Raw genomic sequence first — 11,742 nt, 5'->3', positions numbered from 1 at the left:
TTAAGCATAGACACGGGTACGACGTTGCGTCCTCCTCGGGTCTGGTTGGCATGGAGATTCAGGGGGCAATGGCGATATTTGCGGTTAATGTAAAGCGAATACTGAAGCTTATGGGTTGAAAATGCTCGCCTCCAGTGGGACAGTAAGCAAAAAAAATACGATTTTCATTCGTGAAATCTGAATGAAAATCGTATTTTTTGATGTGTTCACTTTCGGTTACGTACAAAAGCCGTGTTTTTCAGTGGCCTCTTCCTTAGAGAGGTCTCTTTACAGAATAGATAATCTACTGCTCTGTCTGGTAAAATGAGTGGACTATCCTAAGATCCCATCGCGGGCCTCATTCGATAGTTAATGGCCAACGGGTGTGCCGCACAAGCTAGAAGAGAAGATTACACATACCAATTGTGTTGTCCGAGATGATGAACATGCTCCCTTCAAAATACTGACACCCTGTGGGGTTTGTCAGGAGAGGCTGTTTTATTGGGGGGGAGAGGTGAAAGCAGCCATTCACACGGTGGACGGAACAGTGCAGACAATATCATCATTTTCCGAATCAGTATGTCGTTCTGAGTGAAATGTGCGCAGATGCGTGCTTGGTTCTAGATACACGATCAGACAGTGTGTACAATGTTGATTTTGAGGGCGGAGACGAAAAGCTGATAGCAGGTAAGTTAGAAGCGGATTGGACCAGTTTCTATGAATTTCTTATGTACTATTTTGACTTGAAATAGGGTGCAAGGCCAGCATATCAATTAATGTTCCGATACAAGGAAACCTCCAGCCTGCTGTATAGCGGTGCTGGAGGTTTTCACATTTCAATCGAATAACTTATGCGGTTATTTCCGTTGTTTTGTCTGCTTTATTCTTTCTAGTGAACAGCCGCTTGATCCAGTTCGAAAAATCGTCCAGATACGTATACATGACCGGCACCAGCAGCAATGTAAAGATGGTCGAGCAAGACAAGCCGAATATAACGACGACCGCAAGAGGAGCTTGCATTTCTGCGCCTTCGCCGATGCCGAGCGCGAGCGGCAGCAATCCGAGCACGGTCGTCAAGGTTGTCATGAAAATCGGACGAATCCGGCTTGGCGCCCCTTGCATGATCGCCTCTGTCCGCTCGAGTCCACTTCTGCGCATGATATTGATATAATCGACCAGAATAATCGCGTTGTTCACGACGATACCCGCTAGCATAATGACTCCGATTAAGGCGGTTACGCTTAACGGAGTTTTGGTGATGAACAAGCCTAGCGTGACACCCGTAAAGGTTGTCGGCATAGCGAACATAATAATGAACGGATAGAGCAGGGACTCGAATTGAACGGCCATCACGACATAAACCAGGAAAATGGAAAAGATGAGAGCGATGCCGAGATCGACAAAGGACTTCATCATATCCTCGGTTTGGCCGCCCATTGAGTAGGAATACCCCTCCGGAAAGTTCATTGTCAATAGCGCCTGTTCAATTTCGGTGGAGATGCTGCCCAAATCTCTTCCTGAAATGTCGGCGGTAACATTGATTTGCCGCTGCTGATTTTCACGCTGAATCATGACAGGACCTTGAAGCTGGTTAAATTCAGCCACGTCGGACAGCGGGACCAATCTGCCGCTCTGCGATTGAATCGTTAACGTGTTTAGCGCCGCAATGCTTGACCGGCTCTCTTCAGGCATGATGACTCTTACATCATATTCATTGCCGCCTTCCCGGTATTGCGTAGCTAACTGCCCGTTAATCGCAAGCGAAATTTCATTCATGATTTGCTGGTAGGTCAATCCATATTTAGCGGCCAAGCTCCGGTCGATAGTAATATTCAACTCGGCATTTCCTTCCGCCGCAGATGATTCTGCATTATAGACGCCATCGATCTCGGAAATGAGCCACACGACCTGATTGGCGACTTCCTCCAGCACATCTTGCTCTTGCCCGTTTAATTTGATTTGGATCGGTGCCCCCGCTCCGAACCCGGATTCCATCGCGGATACGGTAATCTCCGCTCCGGCTAATTCTCCGGCGGCTTCCGTTAATTGCCGCATCATCTCGTCCGTTGTAATTTCCCGTTCGGTTGCGCGAACCAACTGAATCATAAATGTCGCTGAATTGGCGCTTCCTCCGAACGGGCCGCCACCTCCACCGATCGATTCCGACGCGGTGTCGATTGCCTTCTCATATGGCTTTAGTAGTAAGGATACTTTGTCAGCTATTTTTTTGGTTTCCTCCAGATTCGTGCCGCTTGGCGTCTGAACGGTGATTTGGATTTGGCCCTGATCGCCGCCCGGCATAAACTCCATGCCAATGAATGGAACGAGGAAAAAACTCCCGATTAACAACACAAACGTGCCGAATACCGTCGTTTTGCGGTGTCCGAGCACCCAACGCAATATTTTTTTGTAGAACGTAATAAAAAGACCAAAAAAGCGGGTATACCAGCCCTTCTTCTCTGCCTTTTCCTTCTTCTTCGCGGATACCAGCTTGGAAGACAGCATCGGAATGAGCGTTATCGCCACGACGAGAGAAGCAATAAGGGAGAAGCAGACCGTTAAAGCCAGCGGCCGGAATATATCCGACGTAATTCCTTGCACGAACACGATCGGCAAGAACACGACCAACGTCGTCATGGTGGACGCGATTACGGCGGAAGCCAGCTCGGAAGCGCCTTTGACCGCGGCTTCTTTCATAGACATTCCTTTTTGCCGATACGTGAAAATATTTTCCAAGATGACAATGGAGTTGTCTACCATCATCCCGATTCCGAGCGCAAGGCCGCCCATGGAAATGACATTGAGCGTTTGCCCTGTAAAATGCATGAGTGTAAACGTAGAAATGATGGCGATCGGCATCGATATGCCGATAACAAACGTTGAGCGGACGCTGCGCAAAAATAAAATCAAAATCAATATCGCCAGAAAGCCGCCGCTGAGCATATTGCTGACGACACTATCCATCGATTGACGGATAAAAATGGAGGTGTCCGATACCATCTTTAGCTCGATTCCTTGCGGCAGCTTCGCTTCCAGCTTGTCCATTGCCTTGTAAATATGATCCGCTACCGCAACTGTGTTCGCGTCTGATTGTCTCTGCACCGACAACACTAGCGCAGGGCTGCCATTAACCAGCGTAAGCGAATTTTGCTTCTTGAATGTATCGGTGACCTGAGCCACGTCGCTCACTTGAATCTGCCCGCCGTTAGGCAAATGGATCAAGGTTTGTTGAATTTCATCTACAGAAGAATATTCGCCTTTGATGCGGATTTGAAGCTCCTGCACACCCTTCGGGACGCTTCCTGCCGCCGCGGATTTGTTCTCCATATTGAGCGCCTGCACAACCTGTGAAGGCGTAATGCCGTAGCGGGCCAGATTGGCGCGGTCCAGCTCAACGAGAATTTCCCGTGTTTTTCCGCCCTGGACGGAGACGGAGGCGACACCGTTTTCCCGTTCAAAGAAGGGGATAATGCTGTTGTCGGCAATCTCCTGCAGCTTCTCCGGCTGAGCTCCCGTCAATCCCAGAGTTATGATGGGCATTTGGTTCGGGTCAAAGCGGAGCACGGTCGGATCGTTGGCGGCTTCAGGCAGCATCCTTTTGATTTGATCGACTTTTTCCCGCACGTCAATTAAGGCATTATCCATATTGGTGCCGGTTTTAAAATTCAGCATGACTAGGGATGAATTCGCTTGCGATTGTGAGGAGACCGTATTAATCCCTTGGATGGTGCTTAAGGAGGATTCCAGCGGTCGCGAGATTAGTTTCTCGATTTCCTCGGGAGCCGCGCCTTGATAAGAAGTCGCAACGACGGCAATCGGCAGATCGATTTTCGGAAACAAGTCGATCGCGAGGCTGCGCAAACTGATCAAGCCGAGCGCAATAATGGCGAGCACGATCATGATGACGCCGATTGGACGTTTAACGGAGAGATCAATGATTTTCACGTTATCGCGCCCCCTCGATAATCTTCACTTTGTTGCCATCGCTTAACGTGAACTGACCTTTCACGACGACTTGATCGTTTTTATGGAAATCGCCTTTCACGGCAGACATTTTCGTCTGCGACTCCAATACCTCGACAGCTTTTTCAACTGCGCGGCCGTCCTTCACTATGTATATATGTGCCGATCCGTTTTTCTCTACAATGGTTTCGGTAGGGATGAGAAGAGCGTCTTTCAGCAGCTCCTGATCGACAATGAATTTCGCAATCATTCCCGGCTTAATCACATCGTCCTTATTGTCCGCCTGCGCTTCCAATGTATAGAAGCCAGATTCGTTGGTTATAGGGGAAAGGTAGGTAATCTTGGAGGAAAAAGATTTTCCTAGATCAGGAATTTCCACCTTCGCTTCCTTCCTGTCCTGCAGCAGCAGCATTTGGTTAGCGCTGACATTGGCAGTTAACGTAACCGGATTGGTGGACACGATCGTAAACAGCGGGGAAGTTGACGTGACGAATCCCCCTTCTTCGGCGGCGACACGAATGACTCGCCCGCTAATCGGAGCCTTCAGATAAGCGTCATCTACCCGGTTCTGGGCTTGTTTCACCCGCAGCCGGGCTTGCTCGACACTTCGCTTCGCTTGATCCAGTTCCATTTCTGCCGGTGCAGCGTTATGTGTGTTTTTATATTGATCCTGCGCCTGCTCTAAGGCGAACTGTTCCAATTGCAGTTGGATTTCCAAGTCCTCTGCGTTAATGCTGCCCAGAGAAGCTCCTTTATTGATGTAATCCCCCTTTTTCACATTTAATTTGCTCAGCTCGCCGTTGAGTTTCGGAATGACGTCGATGGTTTTGTTCGGATTGGCTGTTCCGATAATTTCATTCTGCAAGCTAAGAGCTCCAATCTCAATCGGAGCGACTTGAACGGGAGTTTCTTTTTCCTGTGCTCCTTGCAGTGGTTGTTCTGATTGCGGGGTGCAACCTGTTAATACGGCACTCAGCGTTAACGCAAGCACGCTAGCGCACAGCCAATGTTTTTTCAAGATTTATACCACTCCTTTTGCGATGTATAGGTTGTCTCTATCTAGGAACGTCGTTCCAAAATAAAGAAAGCTAATAATTATACGTGCTTAATCTACCACAGTTTCACGAATAAAGGTACAATATGCCAGCATTTTGCTAGAAGAAAATAACGAATGAGAGGCTGGATTGCTAGTTGCATAACTTCATTCTTGAAAATGTTCAAAGCTCGGGGCGTTCCGGCCTTTTATTGTAGTGGAATGCACCGGTTGGCCGGGGAAGCGGATGTGAACTTCGGAAGGGTAAGGGTATGCCCTTTATGGGTCGGAGCGTTATCCTTTTCAAGGCCTCTTTGCACTCCAAATGTAAAAACATCCACATTTCGATGCTCGTCGAAGCTACTGGATCTTATACTGGGATAGCCAGCATTCACTGTTACCTGAAATTATACTTCGATGCTGGGCAAATTCCGAAAAATTGCTGCACCACATCTGGAGGTAAAGAGGAATGGACATTTTTGAGACTGACCTTGCGCCTGCGCGTCCGTACAACTTTGGGTTGGCTTTGGCCCATCTTCGCTCGTCGACTGCTGCCATATTAGAACGAGTGAATCAAGAGCGGTATTCCCGCGCGTTAACTTTTTCAGGCTCGGATGTGCTCGTTCAGATTACAAGCACGGGGTCAATCGAACATACGACGCTGCATCTACAATTAACGGGGGAAAAAATCAGTAAGGAAATCGCAGAAAAAGCCGTTTCATGGGTGAAACGGACGTTTACGCTAGATACAGATCCGTTATCTTTTCACAAGCTGTACGCTCATGACCCGATACTTGGGCGCCTCATACAGAACTATCGCGGTTTGCGTCCGGTGCTTGTCGCGGACCCTTATGAAGCGCTCATCTGGGCCATTATTGGACAACAGGTTCATGTGCGATTTGCGCGTAAGCTGAAGCTCGCTTTTGTGGAATTATGCGGGCGAAAGATTGCGTATGACGGAACGGAGTACGGGGTGTTTCCGCAGCCCGGAGACGCTGCAATACTTAAGGAAGAATCACTACGAGGCATTCAAATGAGTCATCAAAAGGCGAGAACCATTATAACCGTGTCTGAAGCGGTTGCAGGCGGTGATTTGAACCTGCCAGAGCTGCGTAACGTTGATTATAGCCTTGCGTGCAAGACTTTGATGCAATACAAGGGTGTGGGCAGGTGGACGGCAGAGTCTGTCCTTATGCGTGGACTCGGGGTTCCAGACGCAATTCCCGCAGCCGATGTGGGGCTGCAATCGATAATCGGCCGAACCTATGGGATCGGAAAAAAGGCTACGGAGGAGCAGGTGCGGCAACTGGCGGAACGATGGGCACCGTGGAGGGGATGGGCGGCCTTTCTCTGGTGGTTTCAGCTTCAAGCAGAGGAACTTGCGAAGGTAAATTCCAAGTGACAGGATAGGTTCGAAAAAAACGGGATTCTATTAGGTTTGACGTATTTCGCAATCCAATTTATGCTATAAACAAATTAGGATTTATCCGAGATGGAACTGCAATCCTTTGCAGGTATAGAAGGTTTAGTAGTCAGGGGCACATTTCCGGTAAGGGCTTTTGTCCGAAAGTGCTGACGCTTGCCGTCGCTGCTTTCAATGAAAGAGCGATCAAGGTGTACAAAAAAGCGGGATTTGCAGCCTTGAATACATTTATGCAGGCAACCAACGGGGGGCGGTTTGAATTTTGACTATGAAATACGTGTTGCCGGAATTGAATATCCAAGAGGTTAATAGAAACATACAAGACCAAGCGAAGAGCTTAATATTAGAAGGTCTAGCAGAACCGTACGAATTGTTCGTATGTCAGTAGAAAAGCAACATCGAAGAAGGGGATATGCAAAAAAGATGATTTACGAGCTGGAGAAACGGGCAGTTCAGAAAAACTACAGACGAATCATCCTAGAAACGAACCATGCGTGGAAGGATGCCATTGCATTTTATCATTCAAATGGATACACGGAATACGCTGCCGACAAGGCAAGAATTCATATGAATAAAATTATTGGATAGTGTAGATGAAGCAGCGTAGGAATGCGACACACTGCCCAACTATTAGATCGCAAACAGCTTGTCCCTAGAAGAAGGACAAGCTGTTCTTCCCTTAATCTGACTGGCTAACTTACTTTTCCGCGACAATGGAGAACATGGGCGTCGTCCTGTTCAGCACTTTTTCGCTTTCTGTGTAGATAGCTTCGTCAAATCCCCAATTGCAGACAATCTCCCTATAACCGATTTTCTCCAGTGATTGCACATCCCAATCAGGACGATGCTCAAAGGTAAGCGGAAGCTTACTCGTAATTTCATCGCCTTCGCGCTCAAGGCTTTCTTCCAGCTCAATGCCATAACCCATCCTTCTCGCGGTTTCACAATCTTCCATATACTGCTTGCGCTGCTCTTCATCTACAAGATGTTTATTCCAATTCGCATCAAATATAACGATTTTTCCGCCCGGACGCAGCAGTCTGTGCCATGCATCGTATGTTGCGAAAGGCTGCGGCAGTGTCCAGGTTACATTGCGGCTTATAATGACGTCGAAGCTGGCTTCCTGGAAAGGGAGAACGCCAATATCTCCTTGTATAAACTGAGCGACAGCCCCCGCTCGGAAGGCGTTGAATTGCGCCTGCTTGAGCATGAGCGGCGATGAATCGACAGCCGTAACCGTATGATTCATACCGCTCAACAGAATCGCAAAAAAACCGGGTCCGGTACCGACATCCAGCACATCAAGCCCCGATCCGCTGCCGATATGCTGCTCAATTATGGCCCTCCATGCCGGCGCTTTAAAGCTGTTAAGCTCATCCAAAACGATATCATTATAAACCTCGGCGCTTTCATCCCAATATTGTTGAGAACGGTTTTTCGTTTCCATCATACCCTCCTTGATCTTGTCTATTTTATATTGACAGTTTTGCAAACGCGCTCCTATAATAGTAATCATTACGATTAATGAGGGCAAGCTTTTTTTCATCACACATAAAAAATAATATAAGTTGAAGTAGAGAAAGATCACATTTCCAGTCAGTATCGATACGCTGTCAAGTCCTTCTCTCCACTCTCCCTCTCGTTCAGAAGGCGCATCTTTCGTATGGGTGATTGACTTTGCTGTGCATGCCCCTAGTAACATGGCTTCTCGGATGATGCAGCAGCATCACCGGTAGATTACACTGCCTAGCGCCTGAGTCATGCGGGAATCGTGGTTACTGACAGAAGGGGAGAGTGAGCGGAAACGCCAAATGGGGAGAGTATCGCCTCTCCAATATTTTGAGAAAAGTAACGAAGCCGTATCAAAACTTAATTCAAGTAATTCAATATCGCGGGGAGAAGAGAGATTGTGAGAATAAAAATTGCTGTAAGATACAAAGCACCCATAGAAATGCTCAAACCATGGTTTATTCTGATGCTGGCGGTTATCGTCATTGCCGGTTGTGCAAAAGAATCCTCCGAGGCTGCTCCATCCGAAGCCAAACAGATTACCGTCGCAAGCAGTACGGATAGTGGAATCAACCGACTGGATGCAGCTTCTTATGAAGGAATGATGCAAGCTTACCCGTTAATTTACGATTCTCTGGTTGAGTATGGAGAAAAAGGGGAGATCCAGCCCGCTTTAGCTGAGTCTTGGGATATTTCGCCTGATGGCAAAGAGTATACGTTTCATTTACGTAAGGATGTCCAATTTTCTGACGGAACGCCTTTTAATGCAGAAGCAGTAAAGTTCTCCGTGGATCGTTGGGCGAATAAGCCTGAGCATGATTGGCTGTTGACCTCGAAAAATCTAACATCGGTCAAAGTGATAGATGAGTTTACCGTTAAGCTTACGTTTACGAAGCATTATTATTTGACACTTGCGGAACTTTCCTACCCTAGGCCGTTTCGAATCATGAGTCCGACTTCCGTCGAACCGGCTGGCGATCCGGAGGGCAAATTTGTAAAGGCGATCGGCACAACAGCGTGGGTACAGGAAGAATATAAACAAGATGTACAAACTGTTTTTACGCCTAATTCTACCTATTGGGGCGTTAAGTCCGGAATTGATAAGCTCACGTTCAAAGTGGTTCCGGATTCCCAATCGCGTGTCCTAGCCGCCCAGAACGGCACTATTGATATTGCGGGAGGCGAAGTTAGTAAAATTCCGTTGGAAAGCTTATCATTACTGAAAAATGGAGAGAAGACGAAGCTGGCCACTCAAAAGGGCACCGCTTCTTACTTCCTTGTTGTTAATGATGCAAATGCGGCAATTGCCGATAAAAAGGTGCGTCAAGCGATTAATTATGCTGTTGATAAGCAGTCTATCGCACGAGACTTGTTTGACGGTACGGGCAGTCCAGCTACCGGCATACTTCCGACAACTAATGCCTACGTCTCCGAGGACAGTAATAAAGGTTACTCATATAATCCGGAGATGGCCAAGCAGCTCCTTAACGAGGCTGGCTGGAAGGATGCAAATGGGGATGGAACGGTTGAAAAAGAAGGAGAAAATCTTGTGTTTTCACTTGTGCTGCAAACCGAGGAGTATCCTGAATGGAAACCGTTGGCTGAAGCTGTTCAGGACCAATTGTCCAAAGTTGGCATCCAAGTAGAGCTCAAGGTTCTGGAGCAGGCTTCGTATTACGATGCTTTGTGGAAGAACAAAGAGTACGATTTGCTCATCTACAGGACGTATGCCGATGCCTTCAATCCACTTGGCTTCCTGATGGCGCTTTTTTATAAAACAAATGAGGCTCCAGCGGTCGCTTTCGGCACGGAGCAGTTAAGCAGCTTGATTGACCGCGCGGCCGCGACTCTTACTGACGAAGAACGGTTTAAAGCTTACAATGATATTTTTCAATTGATGAATGAAGAAGCAATGAGTGTGCCGTTGTTTTACCCCGACGACTTGTTTGTAGTGAACAATCGTATCTCTGACGTACAGTTAGGAGCGACTACATTCAGACCGATTGTATGGGAAAAGCTTCGGTTGGATGAACAACGATGAATAAAGGTCTGCTTAAGCGACTGATCTGGACAATTCCCACCCTGCTAGGCGTGACTGTTGTAACATTTACACTCGTTCAATTAATGCCTGGAAATCCGACGGATATATGGCTGAGAAGCAAGGGGATTATTCCTGACGCCGTCAGCGTAGCAGAAATACGGCGCCAGATGGGGCTTGATCAACCACTGATTGCGCAGTATGGAGCATGGCTGAATGAAATTTTTCATTTACGTCTGGGACTATCGTTTCAAAGCGGGCTGCCGGTTACGAAGGAACTCGCAGCGCGGTTGCCAGCGACTTTGAGACTGATGGGCGCCTCCTTCGCTGTCGCGTATATTCTTGCGGTTCCAGCCGGCATCGTATCGGCATGGTATAAGCAGCAGCACCTCGACCATGCCGTTCGTTTCCTATCTATTTTGGGCGCATCGCTGCCGCACTTCTGGATAGGAGCCATGCTTATTTATTTGTTCTGTATCCGCACTAACCTGCTCCCCATGATGGGTGACGGAGGAATTATGAATTATATAATGCCGTCCATAACGATGGCGGCGGGCATGGCGGCCGTATATGCTCGTATGTTGCGAGCTGGGATGCTGGAGGCGATAGCAGATCCCCATTATAAAGCGGCCCGGGCTAGGGGAATCAAGCAAAGCCGTTTGATCGTTCAGCATGCGATTCGACCGGCATTGCTGCCGTTTATAACGGTAATCGGGAATAGCTTTGGTTATTTTTGGGGTTCCTCGATTATTGTTGAAGCGATTTTCTCATGGCCAGGGGTAGGCAGATTGATGATTGATGCTATTTTTAACCGCGATTATCCGGTCATTCAGGCAATTACACTGCTGACAGCCGCTTGCGTTATCGTGGTGAATTTGGCAGTAGATCTCATTTATTATTGGCTTGACCCGAGAATTCGGGCAGAAGGCGGTCGTTATGAGGAACTTTAACATACAGCGTATCAGAAAAATGGCGGGAGCAATCGGAAATCCGCTAGGGAATAAGATTGCCAGCTCCGGCTTGTATATCCTGTTAATGGTCATTGTGGTCGGTATTCTGGCACCCATGATTGCGCCTCACGATCCGCTTGCGGTCAATCTTACTGCGAAGCTGCTGCCGCCTAGCTTGGAATACCCGCTTGGGACCGATCAAATGGGAAGATGCGTTTTTTCAAGAATCATTAGCGGAACCATGGCCTCACTCGTCATGCCGTTGACTGCGATGGCACTTATTCTTCTCATCGGCATGCCCCTTGGCGTTATTGCTGGTTACTATGGGGGCGTGTTCGATCGGATCATCATGGTCGTGGTGAATACGATGCTCTCCTTCCCGAATTTACTGCTGGCCATTGTACTAACGGGATTTCTTGGGCCGGGAACGTTGCATATTTTACTCGCGGTCGTCGCCGTGTGGTGGGCGAAGTATACGAGAATTGTGAGAGGGATGACGTTGTCATTGAAGGAGAAGCCCTATGTCAAAGCCAGCCGCGGCTGTGGCTCGTCGGACGTCTGGCTGATGTTCCGGCATATTGTGCCCGGTACGGTGCCAACCGTGCTTGTATTCTCCGCGTTGGATGTCGGCCGAATGATTCTTGCGATTTCCGGTCTGGCCTTCCTCGGTCTCGGTGTTGCGCCTCCATCCCCGGAGTGGGGCGCGATGCTCAGCGATGGTCGGCATTATTTGCAAACCGCGCCACGACTGCTTTTGTCTCCCGGTCTGGCCATCTTGCTCGTGATGGCGGCATGCAATCTGCTCGGTGAAGGTTTAAGAGATGCGTTGGATGTCAAAAGGTAACCG

The 11,742-nt window shown here is 48.2% G+C and carries 8 protein-coding genes and 2 pseudogenes; 7 read left to right on the top strand and 3 right to left on the bottom strand.

Features of this window, described 5'->3' with window-relative positions; all coding sequences use genetic code 11:
- Positions 1-370: 370 nt before the first annotated feature.
- Positions 371-574, top strand: a pseudogene (locus tag M3650_RS21785) (cytidine/deoxycytidylate deaminase family protein); the annotation flags it as partial.
- Positions 575-828: 254 nt separating this feature from the next.
- On the opposite strand, the gene M3650_RS21780 reads toward M3650_RS21785, so the two are convergent.
- On the bottom strand, positions 829-3,924 hold the full coding sequence (locus M3650_RS21780; protein WP_251577726.1) for an efflux RND transporter permease subunit: 3,096 nt from the start codon (positions 3,922-3,924) through the stop codon (positions 829-831).
- Between the two features lies 1 nt (position 3,925).
- Entirely contained in the window at positions 3,926-4,960 is a 1,035-nt protein-coding gene (locus M3650_RS21775; RefSeq protein WP_251577724.1) for an efflux RND transporter periplasmic adaptor subunit, read from the bottom strand.
- A gap of 484 nt (positions 4,961-5,444) precedes the next feature.
- On the opposite strand from M3650_RS21775, the gene M3650_RS21770 reads away from it, so the two are divergent.
- The 3 genes and pseudogenes from M3650_RS21770 to M3650_RS32735 all read left to right on the top strand — a co-directional run bounded on the left by M3650_RS21770 (position 5,445) and on the right by M3650_RS32735 (position 6,986).
- Complete coding sequence (locus M3650_RS21770) at positions 5,445-6,377, top strand: DNA-3-methyladenine glycosylase family protein (protein ID WP_251577722.1); 933 nt, start codon at positions 5,445-5,447, stop codon at positions 6,375-6,377.
- 164 nt (positions 6,378-6,541) lie between these two features.
- Positions 6,542-6,664 (top strand): annotated as a pseudogene (locus M3650_RS21765) (GNAT family N-acetyltransferase); the annotation flags it as partial.
- Positions 6,665-6,776: 112 nt separating this feature from the next.
- Complete coding sequence (locus M3650_RS32735; protein WP_369011141.1) at positions 6,777-6,986, top strand: GNAT family N-acetyltransferase; 210 nt, start codon at positions 6,777-6,779, stop codon at positions 6,984-6,986.
- Between the two features lie 109 nt (positions 6,987-7,095).
- Here the strand turns inward: M3650_RS32735 and M3650_RS21760 are convergent, their stop codons facing one another.
- Positions 7,096-7,914, bottom strand: a complete 819-nt coding sequence (locus M3650_RS21760; protein ID WP_272943477.1) for a class I SAM-dependent methyltransferase — start codon at positions 7,912-7,914, stop codon at positions 7,096-7,098.
- Positions 7,915-8,349: 435 nt separating this feature from the next.
- Here M3650_RS21760 and M3650_RS21755 point away from each other — a divergent pair, with 435 nt between their 5' ends.
- The 3 genes from M3650_RS21755 to M3650_RS21745 are packed head-to-tail and all read left to right on the top strand — an operon-like array spanning position 8,350 to position 11,739.
- The gene (locus M3650_RS21755) at positions 8,350-9,948 is read left to right on the top strand and encodes an ABC transporter substrate-binding protein (protein ID WP_251577720.1); all 1,599 of its coding nucleotides are present in this window, start codon (positions 8,350-8,352) and stop codon (positions 9,946-9,948) included.
- Complete coding sequence (gene nikB / locus M3650_RS21750; RefSeq protein ID WP_251577718.1) at positions 9,945-10,895, top strand: nickel ABC transporter permease; 951 nt, start codon at positions 9,945-9,947, stop codon at positions 10,893-10,895. Before M3650_RS21755 ends, nikB begins: the two co-directional genes overlap by 4 nt.
- Positions 10,882-11,739 carry an ABC transporter permease gene (locus M3650_RS21745; RefSeq protein ID WP_233696696.1) on the top strand — a complete coding sequence of 286 codons (858 nt, stop codon included), beginning with the start codon at positions 10,882-10,884 and terminating at the stop codon, positions 11,737-11,739. Before nikB ends, M3650_RS21745 begins: the two co-directional genes overlap by 14 nt.
- The last annotated feature ends 3 nt before the right edge of the window (positions 11,740-11,742 follow it).

It is taken from the genome of Paenibacillus sp. MER TA 81-3, assembly GCF_023713585.1.
GTDB classification, from domain to species: domain Bacteria; phylum Bacillota; class Bacilli; order Paenibacillales; family Paenibacillaceae; genus Paenibacillus_B; species Paenibacillus_B profundus.
This window is presented reverse-complemented; position numbering and strand designations above follow the sequence as displayed.

Bases quoted from the DNA above. Each gene is read 5' to 3' on its own strand.
- M3650_RS21770 (WP_251577722.1), top strand. From the start codon at position 5,445: ATGGACATTTTTGAGACTGACCTTGCGCCTGCGCGTCCGTACAACTTT.
- M3650_RS32735 (WP_369011141.1), top strand. From the start codon at position 6,777: ATGTCAGTAGAAAAGCAACATCGAAGAAGGGGATATGCAAAAAAGATG.
- M3650_RS21760 (WP_272943477.1), bottom strand. From the start codon at position 7,914: ATGATTACTATTATAGGAGCGCGTTTGCAAAACTGTCAATATAAAATA.
- M3650_RS21755 (WP_251577720.1), top strand. From the start codon at position 8,350: ATGCTCAAACCATGGTTTATTCTGATGCTGGCGGTTATCGTCATTGCC.
- nikB (WP_251577718.1), top strand. From the start codon at position 9,945: ATGAATAAAGGTCTGCTTAAGCGACTGATCTGGACAATTCCCACCCTG.
- M3650_RS21745 (WP_233696696.1), top strand. From the start codon at position 10,882: ATGAGGAACTTTAACATACAGCGTATCAGAAAAATGGCGGGAGCAATC.